Origin of the sequence: Pseudoalteromonas sp. S408 (assembly GCF_005886645.1) — a bacterium.
Taxonomy (GTDB): domain Bacteria; phylum Pseudomonadota; class Gammaproteobacteria; order Enterobacterales; family Alteromonadaceae; genus Pseudoalteromonas.
In genome coordinates, this window is the sequence record NZ_PNDY01000007.1 from 248832 (window position 1) to 271163 (window position 22332).

15 protein-coding genes are annotated in these 22332 nt (G+C 39.2%); 4 read left to right on the forward strand and 11 right to left on the reverse strand.

Features of this window, described 5'->3' with window-relative positions; translation table 11 throughout:
- Positions 1–257: 257 nt before the first annotated feature.
- Positions 258–1001 (reverse strand): siderophore-interacting protein, encoded by a 744-nt coding sequence (locus tag CWB62_RS07575; RefSeq protein ID WP_138528225.1) that lies wholly within the window; start codon positions 999–1001, stop codon positions 258–260.
- Between the two features lie 122 nt (positions 1002–1123).
- Here CWB62_RS07575 and CWB62_RS07580 point away from each other — a divergent pair, with 122 nt between their 5' ends.
- From CWB62_RS07580 to CWB62_RS07590, 3 genes are all read left to right on the forward strand, one after another.
- The gene (locus tag CWB62_RS07580; RefSeq protein ID WP_138528223.1) at positions 1124–1543 is read left to right on the forward strand and encodes a MarR family winged helix-turn-helix transcriptional regulator; all 420 of its coding nucleotides are present in this window, start codon (positions 1124–1126) and stop codon (positions 1541–1543) included.
- Between the two features lie 83 nt (positions 1544–1626).
- Positions 1627–2040 (forward strand): translesion error-prone DNA polymerase V autoproteolytic subunit, encoded by a 414-nt coding sequence (gene umuD, locus CWB62_RS07585; RefSeq protein WP_010556176.1) that lies wholly within the window; start codon positions 1627–1629, stop codon positions 2038–2040.
- The gene (locus tag CWB62_RS07590) at positions 2028–3290 is read left to right on the forward strand and encodes a Y-family DNA polymerase (RefSeq protein ID WP_138528221.1); all 1263 of its coding nucleotides are present in this window, start codon (positions 2028–2030) and stop codon (positions 3288–3290) included. The genes umuD and CWB62_RS07590 overlap by 13 nt, the downstream gene beginning before the upstream one ends.
- Here CWB62_RS07590 and CWB62_RS07595 read toward each other — a convergent pair.
- From CWB62_RS07595 to CWB62_RS07620, 6 genes are all read right to left on the reverse strand, one after another.
- Positions 3285–3752, reverse strand: a complete 468-nt coding sequence (locus CWB62_RS07595) for a hypothetical protein (protein ID WP_138528219.1) — start codon at positions 3750–3752, stop codon at positions 3285–3287. The genes CWB62_RS07590 and CWB62_RS07595 overlap by 6 nt on opposite strands.
- Before the next feature lie 130 nt (positions 3753–3882).
- Positions 3883–10194 carry a M4 family metallopeptidase gene (locus CWB62_RS07600; RefSeq protein WP_138528217.1) on the reverse strand — a complete coding sequence of 2104 codons (6312 nt, stop codon included), beginning with the start codon at positions 10192–10194 and terminating at the stop codon, positions 3883–3885.
- 278 nt (positions 10195–10472) lie between these two features.
- Positions 10473–10988: a DUF4240 domain-containing protein gene (locus CWB62_RS07605; protein WP_138528215.1), complete on the reverse strand. Its 516-nt coding sequence runs from the start codon at positions 10986–10988 to the stop codon at positions 10473–10475.
- The gene (locus tag CWB62_RS07610) at positions 10988–11179 is read right to left on the reverse strand and encodes a YwbE family protein (RefSeq protein WP_138528213.1); all 192 of its coding nucleotides are present in this window, start codon (positions 11177–11179) and stop codon (positions 10988–10990) included. The genes CWB62_RS07605 and CWB62_RS07610 overlap by 1 nt, the downstream gene beginning before the upstream one ends.
- Positions 11180–11247: 68 nt before the next feature.
- Positions 11248–11529: a hypothetical protein gene (locus tag CWB62_RS07615; RefSeq protein WP_138528211.1), complete on the reverse strand. Its 282-nt coding sequence runs from the start codon at positions 11527–11529 to the stop codon at positions 11248–11250.
- 9 nt (positions 11530–11538) lie between these two features.
- On the reverse strand, positions 11539–11751 hold the full coding sequence (locus CWB62_RS07620; protein WP_058405325.1) for a hypothetical protein: 213 nt from the start codon (positions 11749–11751) through the stop codon (positions 11539–11541).
- Positions 11752–11851: 100 nt separating this feature from the next.
- Between CWB62_RS07620 and CWB62_RS07625 the strand changes: the two genes are divergently transcribed.
- Positions 11852–12655, forward strand: a complete 804-nt coding sequence (locus tag CWB62_RS07625; RefSeq protein WP_006793489.1) for an ion transporter — start codon at positions 11852–11854, stop codon at positions 12653–12655.
- Positions 12656–12707: 52 nt separating this feature from the next.
- Here CWB62_RS07625 and CWB62_RS07630 read toward each other — a convergent pair whose 3' ends face one another.
- The 4 genes from CWB62_RS07630 to CWB62_RS07645 form a co-directional block, all read right to left on the reverse strand.
- Positions 12708–13823 carry a DUF748 domain-containing protein gene (locus CWB62_RS07630; protein ID WP_138528209.1) on the reverse strand — a complete coding sequence of 372 codons (1116 nt, stop codon included), beginning with the start codon at positions 13821–13823 and terminating at the stop codon, positions 12708–12710.
- A 246-nt stretch (positions 13824–14069) separates the two neighbouring features.
- Positions 14070–15209 carry an aspartate-semialdehyde dehydrogenase gene (gene asd / locus CWB62_RS07635; RefSeq protein ID WP_138528207.1) on the reverse strand — a complete coding sequence of 380 codons (1140 nt, stop codon included), beginning with the start codon at positions 15207–15209 and terminating at the stop codon, positions 14070–14072.
- Positions 15210–15412: 203 nt separating this feature from the next.
- Positions 15413–18115 (reverse strand): TonB-dependent receptor domain-containing protein, encoded by a 2703-nt coding sequence (locus CWB62_RS07640; RefSeq protein ID WP_138528205.1) that lies wholly within the window; start codon positions 18113–18115, stop codon positions 15413–15415.
- A gap of 63 nt (positions 18116–18178) precedes the next feature.
- Entirely contained in the window at positions 18179–22267 is a 4089-nt protein-coding gene (locus CWB62_RS07645; protein WP_138528203.1) for a beta-helix domain-containing protein, read from the reverse strand.
- Between the last annotated feature and the right edge of the window lie 65 nt (positions 22268–22332).

A 22332-nucleotide genomic window follows, 5' to 3' on the forward strand; every position in this document is an offset into this window, starting at 1 on the left:
AATTGATTGTTTAAATCAATTTGATTGATAAAACAGAACGATAAACCATCTATTAATACACTTAACTAATAGTTACTAATGCGTTTTGTTTTATTTTAAATGTTTAGGCATCACATCAATTAATTTAAATTGTAAATTACTGATTGATGCCCCTACTTTAACAAGCCTTAGGTGTACGCTTGCTTAACTAAAATAAAAATGAGTGTTAACGAGTGTATTAAATAACTAAGTAACCTATTTTACTTAGCTATAAAAAATTAAGCCGTTTGTGTATTAGCTTGGCACTCTAACTTATAGTTTTCTGAGTTTAAGCCTTTTTTCCAATAACCTGATGACACGATATTAGTACGCGGTACAGCAAGCTTACTAGTTAATAGCGTTTTCAGCTCACGTACTAACCCTGCTTCGAGTGCCATAAATATAATAGGTGGCTGTTCATGTTGCTGTAGTGTGCTTAAGGCATTAGCCATCTCAATCTCTGGCGTTGTAGTTATCAACCAATTGACCTGGCGCGTTGAATCTAAGCTGATAATATCCGCTTTATTCGGGGTATGAATAAACGCGTCAATTTTAGCGTTTATTGGCAATTGCTGAACATACCCTTTAATAGCATTCACCGAGGTTAAATCGCCTAGTAACACATAATGTGAGTGCTGGTAATTTTCAAGCTTTTTAGGGCCAGGGCCTGCAATAGCTAGTTCATCACCTACTTTGGCAACTTTTGCCCAATTAGTCGCCGGGCCTTGGTGCATATTAATAACAAAATCGAGCGTAATTGCACCATTGCTTTTATTTACATTTTGTATTGTGTACGAACGCATACACGCCGTTTTTAAATTGAAGTCGGCCACACCGTTTTTTGGAATAAGCACTTTTACATAACTGCCAATGTGATCAGAAGTTAAATCTGTAAACTCTTCAGAGCCTAAAACTATACGTTGTAAATGTGGGGTTATTTGCTTTGTGCTTAATACTCTTACTTTGCGTATTTTTTTTGCCATATAAATTAACCTCATTGATTAAAAATTACTGCTTTATAAAGCAGATGTTGCACAACGCCCCATTGGTTGATAAAATCAACTATAGCAATTTAATTGACATTGTCAACCATTATGGATTTATTATGTATACCTCATTAGCCAATACATTATTTACTTTAATGCAAAATTACCGCGTTACCATACGCGAAGCGATTAATGCGGGCGAGCTTGGATTAAACGCAATGCACGTACGCTGCTTTCATATTATTGCAACCACAACTCAGTGCACAGCAAACGATATTGTGAATCAAACTCAGCGCGATAAAGCCCAAATAGCACGGTTAGTGAAAGAACTACTCGCGTTAAACTTGATTAATAAAACGGCCAGTGAACACGACAAGCGTTGTTTTATTTTGTCATTTACCTCTGAAGGTCGTACGCTTTATGACAAGCTATTAGCTGCCGAACAGCAAGTAAATGCACAAATGTGTAAAAATTTAAACTCACAGCAAATCAATGACTTTTTACACACGGCCCAACAAATGATCAAAAACATGGATTGATCTGCCATTCATTACTTGGCATAACGAATACAAAACACATATACTGTACACTTATACAGTATATGTGTTTTGGTTGTTTATTTATGTTTGTTATTCCTATTTATATAGAAGCAGGTATTTGCGGGTTTGAATCTCCTGCAGCACAATACACTGAGCTTGGCGTTTCCCTTGATGAGCTATTAATAAAGCACCCTGATGCCACATTTATTGGTATTGCGTCGGGTAGCTCTATGCAAGAAGTAGGGATTTTTGAGGGTGATTTACTCGTAGTAGACCGAGCAGAGCACGCTAAAGATGGCGATGTAATTGTGGCTAATTTAAATGGCTTATTTGTGTGTAAACTACTTGATAAAACAAACGCTCGATTGCTATCGGCTTCGCCTTTATATCAACCCGTAAATATTACGCCTAGCGATGAATTTCAGCTTGAAGGCGTAGTCAGTTTGTCTATTCGTATGCATCGCCAAAGCCCTGAGTTACTTTCATGTATGCCTTAGTCGATGCAGTAGCGTTTTATGCCAGCGCCGAAAAAGTATTTGATCCTGCCATTCGCTCAAAACCTGTCGTAGTACTTACCAATAACGATGGCTGCGTGTGTGCGGTATGCCCTATTGCGCGTAAGCTTAATATTCCTAAATTTGGCCCTTACTTTAAAGTTAAGCAGTTATTAGAACAAAACAATGTGGTTGTACGCTCTAGTAACTATGAACTATACGCTAATTTAAGCGACCGAATGATGAGTGTGATTGGTCGCTTTTGTGATACCCAGCATATTTACAGTATTGATGAATCGTTTTTGCACTTTAGCGGCTATGAAAACGTTGTAAAAGATTGGCATACTTACGGGCACCTTATTAGACGAACCGTATGGCGAGAAACAAAGCTCCCCGTGGGCGTTGGGTTTGGGCCAACGCCTACACTTGCAAAAGCAGCAAATCATGCAGCTAAAAAATTAACAGGCTTTGACGGTGTTGCTGTCATAAATGACGAAGCAAGCCGCCGTGCAATTTTACAGCGCATGGACTGCCAAGATGTATGGGGAATTGGCAAGCGCTTAGCTAAAAAGCTAAAAATAATGAACATAAATACCGCATGGCAGCTTGCCCAACAAAACCCAAAAACTATGCGCCGCGCTTTTAGTGTGGTGGTAGAGCGCACAGTAAGCGAGCTTAATGGCTTAGTATGTTTAAACTGGGATGATGTACGCCAAGATAAACGCGAAATTTACTCAACTCGCAGCTTTGGAGAGCGTATTTATGAACCAACCGCTCTTAAAACCGCTTTAATTAACCATGTTACTATTGTGGGTAAAAAACTAAGATCGCAAAAGTCGCTTGCAAAGCAATTATATATTTTTGCATCGAGTTCATCCCATGAAGACGTATTTTATAAGAAGTCTTATATGTATCAGTTTAGCATGCCAACAAACGATACCTGCGTTATGGCCAATGCGGTGTCTGAGGTGTTTGAAAAAATTTACCAACCTGGCGTGCGGTTTTATAAGTGTGGTGTAGGTGCACTAGAACTCACCGCTGAGCAATTTCAGCAAAGTGACTTATTTGCACCACAACAAGATAACCCAAAGTTGATGGGCTGTTTAGATGCTATTAATACCCGATACGGCAAGGGTATGTTGGGCTTAGCAAGTAGTAAATTAAACGATCGCTGGCATATGAACAGAGATTTTTTATCGCCTCAGTACACAACCCGCTGGCGCGATATACCAAAAATAAAATGCGATTTATAGACGCTTTAATTCAAACTTGCACTGAACATTAGCATTTTTAATCAAGTATTCTAACTGTGTATCAGAAACAAAATTTAGCGTGCGGCTAACATCTAATATATCGTTATTATTGTCACACCGATCTTGGCGTAAATCCATTGTTAAGCCAATACTCGTATATTTAAACTTTGTAGTTACTAGGCAAAAATCAGGGACTTTATTAGTTTGTGTGCCATTATGTAAATCAATAAAAGAAATTAAACTGCCAAGTCTAAAACCCAAATCAGTATTATTTTTATCAAGCCACATTAATGAGCCTGAATCGCAATAGCGAGCATCGCCAGAAACTAATTCATAATCGCCAACTTTACTATTAAACAAGCTAACAAACTTAGTTTTGTTACTAGGTAAAATCGTTTTAGCAAAAGACTGATTAGCAAAAAATAAACAACAAACACATAGTAAAACTTTATAATTTTTCATTAAAGAAACCTAACAAGTCACAATACAATTAGCTTAACACATTAAACCTACTTACTTATTTTAAAATTTATGCAAAAAAAATCCCTTGATAGCAATCAAGGGATTTAATAGTTATACAATTAGACTGTTGTTATTTGTGAAACAACTGTGCTCTTCTGTAAACAAACAAAGCGGTTAAGAGTAATAAGAAGAAACTGAAAGAACCTCCTCCACTTTTATCACCTTCTTTAGGTGTTGGCAGTGCAACAGGTACATCATTAACGGTAACGATAACACTTTGCTCTGTCTCCCCTTCACCATCAGAAACGCTGAGTTTAAAGCCAAGTTCACTTGTTACAGATACACTTGGCGCGATAAACGACAATGTATTTGAATTAGCATCTTCAATTGCGACTTCTATACCTTGTGTTTGAACCCAGCTGTAAGTAAGTTCAGATGACTCTTTGTCTGTTGCAGTTGCTGTAACGCTAACGTCTTTACCCTCATCAACCGATAAAGAAGATGAGCTCAACTCAACTGCTGGTAATTGATTAACGTGCATAAAGGTCACTGTATATACCTCTGTGAATTGCTCGTAACCATCTGAGATTAATAAAGTGATATCTGTAGTGAACGTTTCCTCTAATTCACCTACAGTCAGTGTCGCTTTACTGTCTGTCTCTAAAGGCGCCAGTGATAATTGAGGATGATCAATACTCCACTCAAAACTTAGCAAATCACCATCAGGATCTGTTGTTCCTGACGCATCAAGCTCAGTAGTTGAAAGCTCTTCAATGGTTGCTGGAATTGTTATATCTAAAACAGGCGCTTGGTTTAAACTTTCTTCAGCTAACTTAGCAACTAATTCAATCACTCCATTAACTTCACCGTCTAAGTCAAATTCACTGCCGTCTGTTACTGCAAAAGTAAAGCAACCTGAACAAATTTGCTCGTACACGTTACCAGTTAGCTTTGCAACCGACTGCCAACCTGTATTAGATAACAAACGAATTTGCATTTCTGAACTTAAAATAGAGTTAACGTACTCTGGTATCGCAATTTCAGCGGTACCCGATGAATTTGAGAGGGTAATATGAATATTTACAATATCACTTTTAGCTTGAAAGTGAGGTTCTGTAATATCTAAGCTATCAAAGTAAGTACTTAAGTCTTGCTCTGAAATAGACATATCAGCAATCATTTGCGTTACACTAGTCTGTTTAATGTTACCTACTGACAAGTGATTAAACTCATCGATGCTACGAACCGTATCACCTGAATCTAAAACAGCTGAATGCGTAATAGAAGAGCTATCTAAGTAATCAACAATGCCGTCTTTATCGCCATCGCTCACACCTTCTTCAGCATCAGGAATACCATCACCATCAGTATCTAACTCAGGATCATTAAAAGTAACTGCGTCAATCACACGTAAACTAATTTGATCCGTTGCAACAGTCTCGCTATTCTGTTTTATAGTAAACGTAATGTCTAGATTGTTAGAGTCCGTGAGCAATTGAGGCGTAAAAGTAATATTCCACTTTGAGGGACCAATTTTATTTACAAAATAATCACCTTGTGAAGATAGCTGGAGCTCTATTGAATTATCAGCTTCTGCACTAGGTAAATTAACTGCATGAACATCAACAATAAAGTCTGACGAATCACGTTGAACCATCTTGCTTATTACTTTTCCATTTTGATATAGATTAGTAATAAATTCAGGTTTTGCAGTTTCATTTAGAAAAACTAACTGGCTAGTATCATTTCCATCGGTAAATGAATTGTTTGTCGTATTAATGCGAATATTCGACGCATTTTCAAAGAACTCACGTTCTAGCTCTACCTTGACAAGGCCATGATGGTTTGTAGATATATATTTACTAGTATTATTGCCAATAAGATCAAAGCTTACTGAACCGTATGGGCTTTTACCACTTATGAGTACATCAATAACCGCATTACCATTTTGGTAAACATACGTAGTAGGCTGGATACTGACTTTAGGAAAAACATAAGCATTTATTTCACCTGTAGAAGTATTACCCGCTCCATCAACGGCAGAAACAGGAATTAAAATATCCCCGGTTCTAAACACAAAGTTACTATCAATATCGATAATAGCCACACCCGATACACTATCGTAGATAGCATTAGAGTTAAATAATGCCGCTTTTATGTCATCGATTGAGCTTCCATAAACATTAACTGAGTAATAGTCTTGTATAACAGGTGGCGTTGTGTCAACTAAGGTTACCGTTTGAATAGCCGTCGTTTCGTTACCAACATAATCACGAGCAACCCATGTGATTTGATGTTCACCAAGGGGCAACCATGAGCCAGAGAAAGTATAAACATAAGGTTCTAAATGTCCGTTATCAGTCGCCTCAGGAACAAAAATATTTGTAAGGTTAGTATTTTGAGACGTTGCTTCAAGAGTAATAGGCTCTAAACTTGATACAAAAACAGGGGCTATATTTTCACCCAAGCTAGAATCAGTTGGGTGACTATCTTCACTATCTTGCACACCGTCGCCGTCTGTATCTGTAGAAAGCGGATTACTAGACATCTGATACTCGTTTAGATTAGATAAACCGTCGTAGTCTGAATCCTTTGATGCATCATTAGAATCAAGTGCATTTAGTCCATTCTGTGCTTCCCAATAATCTGGAATACCGTCGCCATCAAAGTCACTAACTACATCCAGCTCAGCAGTCCATGAAATATTATCAACTGAAAAAGGCATATCTGCTAAGTAAGGGCTTTCGTATTTTACCTTCACAATATTAAAACCATCATTTACCGGAATTAACAAGCGAGAGCGATAATGCTTAATATTGTACTGAGTACCGTTAACACTAATTTGGAATGATGAGTTATTGTTTGAAAAGTAATCTAAATTAATGAACCCTGCCTCAAATAACCCTGCAATTGCAAAGCCGCTTATACTACCTGCTGGAGAAGTATTTAGGCTTAAACTTGATGAACCATCCGTAGACCAGTTGGTATTAAGCTGCCATTGTGTAGTATGTTCTGCAAGCTCTGTAAATATAGCTGGCAAAAGCCCTTCTTCAAAGCTTTCATTTAGCTGAGAAAAAGACTGCACAGTTGATGTTGCGTCATTAGCAAGGCTTTGCCCATAGAACTCTTGGATATTAGTGTAACCATCAGCATCAAAATCTAAACTTGCATCCGAAGGGTCAAGTGGTAGCAAGCCATTATTAACTTCATAGCCATCACTTAACTCATCAGAATCTGTGTCAGCTGAATTTGGATTTGTTCCTAGGTTATACTCATCAAGGGCTGAAAGGCTGTCAGCGTCATTGTCAGATTGTGCATCACTTGCATCAAAACGATTTAAACCATTTAGTAGTTCCCAGTAGTCTGGTATTTGATCGTTATCAGTATCGGTTTGATCACCGACTGGAAGCATAACAAAGTTATCAAGCCATACTGCATCAGCATCAGTTGATACTGATCCGTCTTTGGTATACTTGAACTCAATCTTATGCACCCCTTCACTAATATTAACTAAAAATGAAGTTGGTTCAGGTGCTTCTAAATTTCCACGCTCAGCAAAACCAATAACTTCTTGGCCATCTATAGTCACCATAAAAAAGTCACAACAATATTCAGAATCAATTTTATAATCGAACGCTAAAACCCCTTCTTCAAATAAACCCGTGACAGTAAACCCGCTAAACTGAGAATCAGAGATATCTCCTGAACAAATACTTTGTGAGCCCTGTGTGGCAAAGTCGTCTGTGATAAACCACGGCGCACTTGAGTTTGCTGATTCAATCATCCATGTTGGAAGTGTATCGCTTTCAAATGACGTTGTGATATTTAAAGCAACAGGGTAAGAGGTATCTGACTGAGGGTCTGTATTTGCTTGAAACTCTGTAAGGTTAGTAAATCCATCATTGTCAGCATCTTGTGACGCATCTGAGGCATCCGTAAGATTTAGGCTGTTGTTATATTCCCACCCATCAGGCATTAAATCGCCATCAGTATCTGAGTTGTTAGGTAAACCATTATTTAAAAACTCAAGAAGGTTAGATAAACCATCGTTGTCTAAATCAAGTACTGAATCGTCAGTATTTATATCAAAACCATAAGATAATTCCCACATATCTGACATACCATCACCGTCAGAATCAGGGAAGCTAGGCCCAATATATAAATTATCGATAAATACAGCATCTAAACCTTCAGACACTATAACGTCTTTAGTGTACACAAACTTAACTGTATTGAACCCAGCAGGAACTGGAAAAGAAGCCACCTTCCAGTCAGTTAGGCCTGACTCATTAAGCACTAATGAATCGTTAATATAAACTTTGAAAAAGTCATAAGTTGCTTCAGTTTCCAATAGGTAGTTAAAGTTAACAAAACGTTGTTCGTCACTTAAAAATTGAAACTCAATGCTCGTTTGTTGCGAATCAGTAATATCACTGCTAGATAACACTAAGCCATCATGACCGTCATAATCAGTAATAAACCAAGGGGCTTGAGGATTTGAAGAAACTAAAAGTTCAGGGACAACTGCGTCATCAAAATTATAGGTAGTTTCAGGAAAAACAGAAGGTTCAGAGTTTGGATCAGTTGGGTCGCTGTTGCCATAATACTCAATTAAGTTAGCCCAGCTATCGGAATCAAAATCAAGTTCTGCATCAGCTGCATCAAGTGGATTAAATGCAAAAGTGACTTCCCAACCATCTGGCATACGATCGGAATCTGAATCCGTATTGTTAGGCAGTGTCATGTAGACGTTTAATTCATCGTAATCAGATAAACTATCAGCATCAGAATCAACTAAGTTTGGAAAAGTATTTGCCAAGTATTCTTCCAAGTTAGAAAGGCCATCTTGGTCTAAATCTAAATTGGCGTCATCGGCATCTGAAGGGTCTAGTCCGTATAAAAGTTCCCAGTTATCATCCATTAAATCTGAATCAGTATCGACAAACTTAATATTATCGCAAATAACTTCTACTTCATTAAATGCTGAAATTACATCAGATGCATTATAGTTTAAGTCAATTGCAGAGTTGATTGCTCCACATGCACCATCGATAAAACCACTCGAATTAACCCAGTAGTTTTGATTTGCTTTTAGCATTATTTCAAACGCTTTTTGAGGATCCCAGCCATCAGTATTTGAAAGCAGGAAAAAAGCACGGTTAAAAACACCACTACTAAAGTGAACATCCATGCCCGGGTAAAAATCGCTGGCTTTATCAATAGAAACACCATCTAATGAAGGCGTTTCAAAGTAACGAAGAGCTGGATCTACTTTTGAAATATCCGCCCCTGATAACCAGTCGGTTTCACCACGTAAAAAATACTCTGCAGTTTCACCTGCCATATCAGAGAAAGACTCGTTAATTCCGCCTGATTGATTAGAGTAAATAAGATTGGAGTTTTGACTAGTAAAGCCGTGGCTAACCTCATGAGATACAATATCAAGTGAAACCAGCGGGTAAAACCTATCAGCGCCATCACCAAAGGTCATTGCTTGGCCATTCCAGGTGGCATTTTCCCAGTTATCCCCGCTGTGAACTCGCATTAACAATTGAAATGTAAGCGGTGCAGTGTTGTACCATTGCTGATACATATCAAAAACAGCGGTTCCAAATGCATGAGCGTCATTTAATGGAGAAAAAGCACCATTTATTTCCTTATGTGTATTACGATCACATGTGAATGAAAAGGCTTCACTTGGCTCAGAGCCCGATTCCATAGTGACCGTTTTTACTTTGTCATTCTCTAAAAAACAAGTATCGCCAACTTGGGTAACATTAAAGGCGTCTTTATCTGTACCGTATTCATACTGGCCAATCTTTTGATTACCACCAGGTCCTGTCCCGTCAACACTTTGAATATTGTCCCACAGTTCAAAAATCTGATAAGTCGATTCACTTATTAAACCTATTGGCATTTTTTCAATGCCACTCTCAGTTACTTTGAGTTCAATTAAGCGAACGTAGTAAGCTTTTCCATCATGAATATAAATGTAGCGCTTATTATTTATTATTTCACTCTCTAGTGAATCATCTAATTTAGACTTAGTCAGCAACGATTTAACCGCCTTTGACTGATCAAAAGTGGTGCTCGCGGTTTTATTCAAAGATGCAAAGTTAATGTTTTTAGCAAAAAAACCACTAATATGTTCAGAGTTAGACTGAACTCTAATTTGCTGCCCCCATACTGGAACCCCAGAAAAGTATTGCTGCATCTTTTTAGAAGATGCATTAACTTGTTGTGAAAGGCTCAATTGAGGTTGTTCTAATTCTACAAAATAAGAACTTGCCGAAGATGTATTGGCAATAGAAGGGTTTTGATTTAAAAGTTGCTTAACTTCTTGGGTGGATGATTTATTTATTCGCTGTGAAACAGCAGCTTGAGAACTTAGCGTGTTCAAAAAGCAAAATGCTATCAATCCTGATGAAAGTGTTTTATACATAACATTCCTATGTCGTATATTGTAATTATTCAGTGTTTATTCATTTAAAAACAGTCAAATGTAACATATTTGATAATGGAGAGTCATTCAAAAAACTAGTTTAATAGGTACAATTGTTAACTAATGTAAAAGGTAACTAAATAATTAATTGAAACTGTGATTTGAATTTTAAAGGTGAGAAAAATAAATAATAAGCATACAAAAAACTGCATAAAAATTAAACATCTACGCAGATTTCTGTTTCAAAAAGTTGTTAAGAGTAATGCAAAATTAGCGTGTTAACGCCAATATTTTGCAAATAATTGTGGATAGGCTTGTTTTAAAAATTTTGCTTTGTCTTTAAAGCGTTTGCCTGCGGGTTGTTCACCTGATGGCACGAAGGGAAGTTCATCTTCGTTGCGCTCTTCATATAATAAGCCGGCGATAAGGTCGTACTCGTCAATATATGGGTAAGGCTGTTCATTTAAGTGATAAACAGGTGTACATAATGCAATAGAGTCGGCATAAACAAGTGCATTATCAAACACGGCTTTGCCGCGTGAAATAAGCCAACATCTAAACTCACTAAAGCCGTATTCATCGTTACAGCCTGCCATAACAAATGCCGCGCCAAATAAATCCCAGGTAAAACACTTGCGCATGTTAATACCAAAAAATTTGTCAAAGGCAATAAGCTGCTCGTCAGTTAGAGCACCTAGTTTAACTTTTAAATTCTCGCTGACACTTTCTGGGTCTAGACCTAAGTCGGGTGTAGTTACTAACTCCCAAAAAGCCTGTTCTGATAACGCTGCCATTATAAAATCTCTTTTACTCGGCCCACTTGGCCATCTTCTAATCTCACTTTTATACCATGCGGGTGGGTTGGCGATTTAGTTAATAAACGCTCAACTACGCCTTCGGTTAATGTTCCGCTGCGTTGGTCTTCTTTTAAAACGATATTAACTACAGTACCTGGTGATATTTGCGAACGAGAAGGAACAGCCATTATTTAAACCCTATATATAATTTTCTTAATTATACCGCCCAACAGCAGGCAAACCAACAAAACCCATTTTAATTAGCAAAAAACACAATATGTGACGGTTTTATCGGCAACTTAATACTCGCAAGTTGCGTAAGTATTATAGATTTAAGGTGTTCAATCTCAGAGTCAGCGTTATTAAGCGCTATGGTGTCTTCAAAATAGCAGTTAACTTTTAAGGTGTTGGCTTCGTTATTTAAATCAACGGTGTGAGTAAGGTATGAAAAACCGGCCACTGAGTCTTTAATGGACTCACACGCTTTAGTCAGCGCAGCGCGTATTTGTTTATCTCGTTGCTTTTGTGTTTTAGTCATGAGGATAAATTATTTACTTTTTTCTGCTTGTTGTTTTTTAAATTCTTCGTAATTTGAGTCTTGCTCTTTAAGGCACTCATAATACTCTTTATCTGCTTTGTAATTGCACTCGTTAAGGCGAGCTGACTGCAATTGTTCAAAGCGTGCATCGGAACTACACCCGGCTAAAATAGGTAATCCGATTATAAAAACAGCCGCGGTTTTTAGTTTATTGATAACCATTAAATTTCCTTACACAATTGCGTTTAAAAAGACGTTAATTTATGGCGATTATATTGTATATTAGCGCCATAAAAACCTTTGTATTACAGGACCACTTATTATGATGTCGCAGTTACAAGCCTTGTTTCAGCGTATAGACAAAAGCAAGATATTTCAATCATTTGTTATAGCTGTCATTATTGTTTCTGCCCTAACTGTAGGCGCTCATACCTATAGTCTTCATCCTACGGTTGAGCTTGCTCTTAACTGGATGGATATTGGCATAACCGCATTCTTTTTAATTGAACTTATTATTCGCTTTGTTGCAAGTAAAGGCATAAAAGACTTCTTTTCGAAGGGATGGAATATATTCGACACCATTATTGTATTGGGTAGCTTGTACCCCGCCGCGGGCTCTACAATGCTAATAGCACGTTTACTGCGTATATTCAGAGTGCTTAGGTTAGTGTCGATGATCCCTGAGCTTCGATTACTCGTTAACTCGTTACTTAAAGCAATCCCACAAATGGGCTACATTGCACTGCTTATGTTTGTTATTTTTTATATTTACGCCGCTATGGGAAGTATGATGTTTGCCGACATTAACCCTGTGCTTTGGCAAGATGTGTCTATTTCAATGCTAACACTATTTAGAATAGCGACCTTTGAAGATTGGACCGACATAATGTACGAAACAATGGCGGTGTACGAGCTAAGCTGGATTTACTACCTGACCTTTATATTTTTAACCGCCTTTGTATTTTTAAACATGATGGTTGGGGCTATTTTAGAGGTAATGGGTGAAGAACACCGAAATGCACGAGAAGAGCAAGCTGATAACGACTCACTTCCTGCAACACAAGGGCAAGTTAACGAGTTACAAGCGCAAATAGCAGAGTTAAAAACATTGCTGAGTAAAAAGTAACACTTTAAGCCCCACAAAATATGTTTGTGGGGCTTAAAACTCATTTAACCTGTTATTCATCTGATGTGTTTTCTATTGTTTCAAACGATATCACGTCGTCCACTTCCATTTTAAACGCGTCTAAAAACGCATTTCTTAATACTGATACCACTGCCTGAAACGTTGATATGTCGGTATTGTTTAATGTGCCGTCGATCGGTATACGCGCAGCAACTAACTCTGAGTCAGCGTTCTCAAGTAAAGCACTGACAGCATCAATACTGCCTTCAAAAATAGCGGTTAACAGTCCGTCATCGTCTTTTTCTATATCTTCACGCCATGAAAAAACACTCAAATTATACACGCCAGCTTTTGCATAGCCGTTTAAAACATTGTTCTTTGCAGCAAGTTCCATTGCTCCATCTATTCCGCCCGCTTCAATATCAAACGGGGTATAAACTTTAAAAACAGTTTCGAGGTGTTTAACAGAAAAGCGCTGGACCTCTACATTAAAGTCAAAGTTTGCTTTTTCACTAAATGGATCTAATTTACCCGTTAAAGAAAGTGCAGCTTCGCCCATTAAATCCCCCTCAACGTTTAAAGAAGTTACTAACGTTTTAGTGAGGTTTTGGGCATTGGTAATGTTTTTAATATCAGCATTAATATTTGAAATATAAGTAGGTTTATCACCCTCGCGGGTGGCATTAACTAATGAAACCTTACCGTTATCAATAATTAATGTATCAATTGAAAAAGGGACTAAATTATTAGCAAGACCAATCCACGTTGTTTCGTTTTTAACTTGTTTGTTTTGCTCCATTTTATTAGGGGCTTTGTCGTAAACAACAATTTCAGGATGGGTAAATTGCATGTTAGTTACTAAATTCCCTTTCAATAGTGCTGACCATGAAAGTGAAAAATTGAGGGTTGCAACACTAAGTAGCGGTTTAGGGGTTAAATTATCCTCTTTTGCATAAATTTTTATGCCGTCAATTGAATACGCACCGCGGTATAAATATAAATCTACGTCACCTACGTGGCCTGTAATTCCCTGCGTGTGTTTAATTTGTTGGGTAACATAATATTGAATAGCATGGGGCGCAGCAACGCGCAATAGTAATAAAAGCACAATGATTAAAACAAAAGTAGTAAACCATTTAGCTTGAGTAACCTTTGAAATTAACGCCATATAACCATCCTTATTTGTGTAATTATGAGCATGACGATGTGTAAAAACTACACAAAAATAAGCACAACTAAGCTGTTAAGTACTTAAATTACTAGGTGCACGCAAAATACTATTTTACCTTTGCAATGGCTATGCCACACAGACGGTTATTTAAAGGTCACAAAAAAGTGTGAAAGGAAGGAATAAAAACTAAAAAGGGTTAGCACTATGCTAACCCGATAAAATAAATAAATTAAAAAACTGAAATTACTCAGCGTCTACAATGATACGAAGCATACGACGAAGGGGTTCTGCTGCGCCCCATAGAAGCTGATCGCCCACGGTGAAAGCACTAATATATTTAGGCCCCATTGCAAGCTTACGAATACGCCCAACAGGGATGCTTAATGTGCCCGTTACTTTAACCGGTGTTAAATCGGTGGATGTAATGTCGCGCTCGTTAGGAATAACTTTAACCCACTCGTTGTGCGAAGCTAATATTTCTTCTATTTTTTCAACGCTAATGTCTTCGCGTAATTTAATGGTCATTGCTTGGCTATGACAACGCATAGCACCAATGCGAACACATAAACCATCAATAGGGACAGGCTGATGAGTAGAACCTAAAATTTTATTAGCTTCTACTTGTGCCTTCCACTCTTCTTTAGACTGACCACTTGGCATTGGCACATCAATCCATGGGATCAAGCTACCGGCTAATGGCACGCCAAATTGATCTTGTGGTAAGTCACTTGAAGCCATTTTTTCGCTCACTATTTTATCAATTTCTAAAATAGCTGAACTTGGGTTATTTAATTGATCGGCAACACTTGAATGAATAGAACCCATTTGTGCAATCAGCTCTTTCATATTGCGTGCGCCCGCACCCGAAGCCGCTTGGTAAGTCATTGGGCTAACCCATTCAATAAGGTCTTGCTCGAACAACCCACCTAAAGCAAGTAGCATTAACGATACCGTACAGTTACCGCCAACAAAGGTTTTAACGCCTTGCGCTAAACCTTGAGTAATTACATCTTTATTTACAGGGTCGAGTACAATAATACTATCGTCGCTCATACGAAGTGCAGAAGCTGCATCTATCCAGTAACCATTCCAGCCCGACTCACGAAGTTTTGGGTAAACCGCTTTGGTATAATCGCCCCCTTGACAAGTAACAATAATGTCCATTTTTGCAAGTTCAGATACATCACTTGCATCAAGTAGCGGTTTTGCGTCACCGGCTAAATCAGGACCGAGTTGACCGGCTTGTGAGGTGGTAAAAAAAGTGGTGTCTATGTTGGCAAAATCATTTTGCTTTTTCATACGCTCTAATAACACAGAGCCAACCATGCCACGCCAACCGACTAAACCTACTTTTTTCATTGTTTTTCCCACTGTTTTGTTCATAAAAAATGCCTTAATACATTAAAAATTAAATTCATTGCGTGAGATCTAATTTTCAAGTTAACAAACTAACACTGCTAGACGGCTAAAACTAGTGAATAAAATAGAACTTAAATATTTTTCATGCATCAATAAGGTATAAAAAAGCCCTGTATAAAATACAGGGCTAATAAGAACATAAATGAACTATGTTTGGATCGATAAAGTTAAAACTCGTAACTGTAGCTTAAGCTAAATTCGGTGCCAGTTTCTTGGCCCCAAAGTGTTAACCCTTCTTGCTCTATTTGCTTTTCTTGGCCTAAGATATTCTTCACTTTAAAATTAACTTTAGAGTTAAAGTTAGGAAAGTAAGAATAAACTAAATCAAGAGAATGGAACGACTTTTCTTCAGCATCTTCATTTCCACGCGTACCGGGTACGATAATTCGTGGGCCAAAAACGTTATAAATAACTGATGTTGAATGAAAACCATCATCTGAGTCGTAACCCATTTGTAAGTTAGCAACCCATTCAGAGTGGCCTACCAAACGGCGTTTATTATTAGTAACAATGTTTGATACAGTATCAGCCTCTAGCGCTTCTTTAAGCTGAGCTTCAAATAACGAATCGACATTATCTGAGTCATTTATACCTAAATTAACGCTTGAATCAGATAGCGTTACGTTACCCGACAAAAATGCAGACGACCAATCTTTATTAATAAAACCAAAGTCGGTTAAAAAGTCGACCTCAATACCTGAAAGTTTGCCCGATTGCGCATTCGCCGTAAGTAACTGCGGTGACGCACCACCAACACCTGCAAGCTCGACCATTTCAATTGGATTTTCTATATCTTTATAGAATAAGGCAATCGATAGGTTGTTACCCGTTGGCATATACCATTCAAACCTAAAATCAACATTCGTTAATTCAGAGCTTTGTAAGCTAGGCGAACCACGAACCAAAAATTCAGTTAGCGGATCAACAAAGAACGAGGTACTTACATCACGTAAGTCAGGACGAATGGTGGTTTCGCTGACATTTAAACGAAACTGCATTTCTTCATCCATGATGTACGTAACAGCAAGCGATGGAAAAAAATTATTTTCGTTTATCGCAACGTCTTGAATTTCTTCAAGGGTATTTTCAAATAAATTGCTGTGTGCCTGATACCCTACCGATACTTGCTTGAAATCTTCCCAGCGAACACCGCCAGTAATACGCCACGTATTTTCAAAAAAGTAGTCAGCCATAAAGTAATAAGCATCTAACTTATGCGCTGCACTGTATTTGTCGCCGTCAGTTGTACCATCGTCAAAAATACCAGCGCCTGTGCTACTTGTATAAAAGGCGTCGTTTGATGTGTTTGCATCGGCAAAAATATCGCTAATGTTATTACCAAACGTAAACTCATCGCTTATACCACGGTGCGTTATGCCAAATTTAACATTGCTTGCATCTCGCGTTTTTTCTGAAAAATCTCCACCAATTTTTAGTTCAAGCTCGTAACCATCGCCATAAAAAGGTAACCCCATATTCCAACCAAACGTTTCTACGTCATCGTGAAGTACTTGGTATTCACGCGTAATATTGGTCGCAGCCACATCTTGAAGTTGCTCAGACTCAAATACGCCGTTATTAAAGTTTTGTTGAAAAACGACATCTAAGCCACCAGGTGCGTTTCGATTTGCGCGACTTAAACCACCATACCAATCAACAAATAAGTTATTTAAATCTGGAAAGTTATGCGTACCTTTTAGCTGAGAAGAAAACATTTCACGCTCTTCATAGCTGATATCAACACGACGAAGTTCAGTCTCACCTTCTTCGGTTTCGTTAGCGTCGTAGTAGCTACGGTTACGAACACGATCGCTCATATCATGCAAAGCTATATTGGTTAACTCAAACTTATGGTTTGAATTAAGTTCGTACCCTAAATTTAATGTACCGCTCCAACGAACATTTTGTTCAGTCGATGTACCATTGTAATATTGTGCAAAACATTTGTTCTCACAGCCCAAACTACCTAAGCTTGAACCACTTTGTTCTTGAACAACTTCCCACTCGTTGTCATAGGACACAGCACCAAGCACACCAAACGTACCTATTTCGCTTTCAAATCTATCGCCCACGGCAACAGAAAAGCTCATAGCTGGGTCAACATCTTCCTTGCTAATACCCACATTCCAATCAAGCGATTGAATCAGGTTTTTACGCTCATCTAGCGTAGAGTTAATATTACCTTCAAGGCCTACGTCGCTGGTAAGTGCATCAGTAAAAACACCTGATAAAGCTCGCGTACCATCATCGCGCCCCATCCAGTCATCATCACCACCTTCGTAAAAGTAACCCGTGTCACTATTTGATGTGTTGTACGCAGTACCTACTTTTACTTTAAATAAAAAGTCAGAAGGAATTGATTTAGTACGAATATTTACATTACCACCACCAAAGTGCGCTGGCATGTCGGGTGAAAAAGATTTTTGTACACTTAAGCTTTCGATTATTTCAGATGGAAATAAATCAAGAGGTACAACCGAGCGGGTAGGATCGGGACTTGGTACATACATGCTATTTAATTGTGTACTTGAGTAACGCTCACCTAAACCACGCACATATATAAATTTACCATCAACTAAGGTTAAGCCTGTAACACGGCGAAGAGCCGATGCTGCATCACCATCGCCGGTACGTGAAATTTGGTCGGCACCCATAATATCAGCAACAAACGCCTGATTTTGGCGTTCTTGCAGTACTGCACCTGCGCTCCCTTTGAGTCGTTGCCCTACTGCAACCACTTCTTCTATTTCTTGCTCTTGAATTTCGGCTTCTGCAGCAGCGGCAGTATTTACCGACCAACCAAATAGTGCAGCCAAAACGGCGCAATTTAATGTTGATAGGGCAAGTTTAGAGGGTTTATAAGAATTCATTTTTATACTCCGAAACAAAACAAGACATTAGCCGGGCTTTCGCCCGGCCTAAAGCGTTTAAGGTTAAAGACCTACTTTTACCCAACCCGCTGTCCAGTCTGTTTGTGCATCCATTGCACCAATGTAATCTACTTTATCAAAGTAACTATCTAAGCTAGACGAATCAAAACCAGCACCCAGTAATAATGACTCACTTGAAGGCATGTAACCGTTACTCGCTAGTGCAAGACTTGCAGCAGCTTGTACTGAGTTACCAGCTTGACCTAAGAACCAAGACTCAACATTGCCATCACCAATTGCTTGAGTACCAAAGTTGTTTGCTGTTTCACACGCAACCACTGAGTGAGTAATACTAAGTGAACCGTCTTCGGCACGTGGTGCTGAGTCTGAACCTACACGCAAACAGTTTGCGTAATCTGCGCCGCCGGTGACCACTACGTTTTTAAGTATGCCGGCAGTACCTGCACGTAAGCGAATACCGTTTACGCCTGCATCACCAATAATGGTTACATTAGAAATAGTAGGCATAGTAAGTGGTGATGCATCTGAATCAAATTCAGAGTTATCAGCTTCAATCGCGTTATCGCCCTCAGAGCCTGATTGCTTAATAAGTACGTATTGCGCTTTACCCGTCCAACCAAATGACCAATCTAGAGAATCGTCACCAATGTTTGTAAGCACTAAGTGGCTAATGTTTGCAGTACCACCGAAAAACTCTACGCCGTCGTCTAGGTTTTCATGAACGTGGATGTAATCTAGCTCTGTTTGGCTACCTACACCAGCCAGTGATATACCGTTAAGTTCATCACCGTTACCTAGCGTTTTGCCCGCTTGTTTTACAGCAACATACTTTAACGTACCTGAGTTATCTTCTGGGTCATTACCACCAAATTGGCCAGCATCACCTTCCGCAGATACACCACAATTTGCAAGTTCATCCGCAGTTGCTTCACCTTCTTGGTCGCCACAAGAGTTGGCCGGTGCGTTACCTAATAATACTAAGCCACCCCATTGACCAATTGTTGTTTCGCCACCCGTCACATCTTGAATAGACGTCATGGTAATTGGCTGCGTTGCTGTGCCTACCGCCTCAATTTTAGAACCACGACGAACAACTAAGAAGTCATCACCCGATTCACCAATTAATGTTGTACCAAACTGAACATACAATGTTGTGTTATCAGCGCGGTCATTACCCACAGCTGTACGTCCTTTTAAGATCCAATGCGCATCGTTTGTTAGTGTCACATCAGCGGTGAATACCACATCAGAATTTAACTGATAAACTGGCTTATCGGTAATAGCTGGGAAACTAGCAGAGACATCTGTTGCTAACCCTTGTTCTAATGCGTTTTGGATATCAGTTGGAAAGCTAGGTTTAATAGCAACGGTCCACCCTTCCATCCAGTTGTTATCGCCATCAAACGCACCAATGTAATCGGTTTTAGTGAAGAACGAATCAAGGTCAGAGGTATCAACACCTGCGCCTAGTAAAGGTGAACTAGACTTAGGTGTAAATCCATCTGTTGCTAAGCTTAAGCTTGCAGCGGTGAGTGTTTGGTTGCCCGTTTGGCCTTCAAACCACGATTGAACGTTGCCACCAGCAATCGCTTCGCTACCGAAGTTATTATCTTCATTACAGGCTACTACTGAGTTCTCAATAGAAAGCTCACCCGACTCTGCATTAGCTACCGAGTCAGAACCTACACGTAAACAGTTTGAATATCCATCTGGGCCAGTGATAACAACATTGCGAAGCACACCCGCTGTACCTGCACGTAAACGAACACCGTTAGTACCATCGGCACCTACAATAGTGACGTTAGAAATAAGTGGCTTAGTCAATGGCGTTGCATTTGAATCAAACTCAGAGTTATCAGCTTCAATGGCGTTATCGCCCTCAACAGCACTTTGTTGAATGTAGATGTTTTGTGCACGACCTGTCCAACCAAACGACCAGTCAAATGCATCATCACCAATATCAGTCAGTACAATGTTACGTACATTAACGCTACCACCAAAAAACTCAACACCGTCATCTAGATTTTGATGAACCTGAATATATTCAACTTTAGTTTGTGAGCCCACGCCCGCAAACGAAATACCGTTTAGTTCATCACCATTACCTAGTGTTTTACCAGCATGTTTTACAACAATGTAACGAAGAACACCTGAGTTATCATCGCTGATATCACCACCAAACTGACCGGCATCACCTTCTGCCGATACACCACAGTTAGCGAGCTCTTCTGGTGTTGTTTCACCTTGCTGGTCGCCACATGAGTTAGCAGGTGCATTACCAAGTAATACTAAACCACCCCATTGACCAATATTTGTTTCGCCACCCGTTACATCTTGAATAGATGTCATAGTAATAGGCGCTGTTGCATTACCATTTGCGTTAATTTGCGAACCACGACGCACAACTAAAAAGTCATCACCTGTTTCACCAATTAGCGTAGTTCCCGCTTGAACGTAAAGCGTTGTTTCATCTGCACGATCGTTACCTACCGCAGTACGACCATTTAAAATCCAATGAGCATCGTTTGTAAGCGTTACATCGGCTGTAAATGTAGTATCTTCAGTTAAGCGGTAAACTGGCTTATCGGTAATTTGTGGAAATTCACTTGATACATTAGTCGCTAAACCCTGCTCCAATGCATTTGTAATATCGGTTGGGAAGCCACCATTAATACCTACAGTCCACCCTTCCATCCAATTGGTTGTGCCATTAAATGCACCAATTTGACCATTGGCAATAAGCGGTGAACCTGGAAGTGGTGTGTAACCATTATCGTCAAGCATTAAGTCTGCTGGAGTTAGTGTTTGGTTGCCGTCTTGCGCCTCAAACCACGATTTAACATCGCCGCCATTAATCGCTTCGCTGCCAAAGTTGTTAGCCGTTGTTTGACATGCAACAATTGAATTAGTAATAGTCAGTGTGCCGTCTTCTGCGCGAGGTACAGAGTCTGAACCCACACGTAAACAATTTTCGTAAGTAGCGGGACCCGTTACGAATACATTGCTTAATGCGCCTGCAGTTCCTGCACGCAAGCGAATACCATTATTACCTTCTGCACCTACAATTGTTACATTAGAAACTGTAGGCATGGTTAATGGTGTAGCGTTTGAATCAAACTCAGAGTTGTCAGCTTCAATTGCGTTATCACCGACGTTTGCAGCTTGCTGAATGTATACGTTTGTTGCAGAGCCTGTCCAACCGAACGACCAATCAAGTGAATCATCACCAATACTGGTTAATACAACATTACTTACATTAACTGTACCACCAAAAAACTCGATACCGTCATCAAGGTTTTCGTGTACTTGAATGTAATCAACTGTTGTAGCTGAACCGACACCAGCAAACGAAATACCGTTTAGCTCATCACCGTTACCTAATGTTTTACCCGCTTGCTTAACGATTAAATACTTTAATGTACCCGAATCATCGTCTGCAACATCGCCACCAAATTGACCTGCATCGCCTTCTGCAGAGACACCACAGTTAGCAAGTTCATCTGCAGTTGCTTCACCTTCTTGGTCGCCACATGAATTGGCAGGTGCATTACCTAATAATACTAAACCACCCCATTGGCCAATGGCTGTTTCGCCGCCTGTTACATCTTGAATTGAGGTCATTGTTATTGGCTGGCTTACAGTACCAACCGACTCAAGTTGTGAACCACGACGAACAACTAAAAAGTCATCCCCTGACTCACCAATAATTGTTGTACCTTGCTGAATGTATAGCTTTGCGTTATCTGCACGGTCATTACCTACCGCTGTACGACCATTTAAAATCCAATGTGCATCATTTGTAAATGTTGCATCAGTAGTGAACGTTGTATCTGCTGTTAGACGATATACTGGCTTGTCTGTAATTGCCGGAAATTCGCTAGAAACATCAGTAGCTAAACCTTGAACAAATGCGTTATCAATAGTGGTAGGAAAACCAGTTGTGCCGTTTTGTGAGTCATCGCGAGATGACGTTTCACCGCCTGTGTCTGAGCCGCCTTCAACAACGTTTGTTATTGTATCGCCTTCATTAATTGTTGTGTCGCCTTCAGATACTACTAAGTCACCACCACAACCCGCTAAAGATACTGCAGTTGCAATCAAACTAACTTTGAATAAGTCAGATAATTTCATTGTTCACTCCGTTAAAGTATTTAATTATTTTGTTAGCGCTTTATAAAAACTCAAGTCACTTTAAA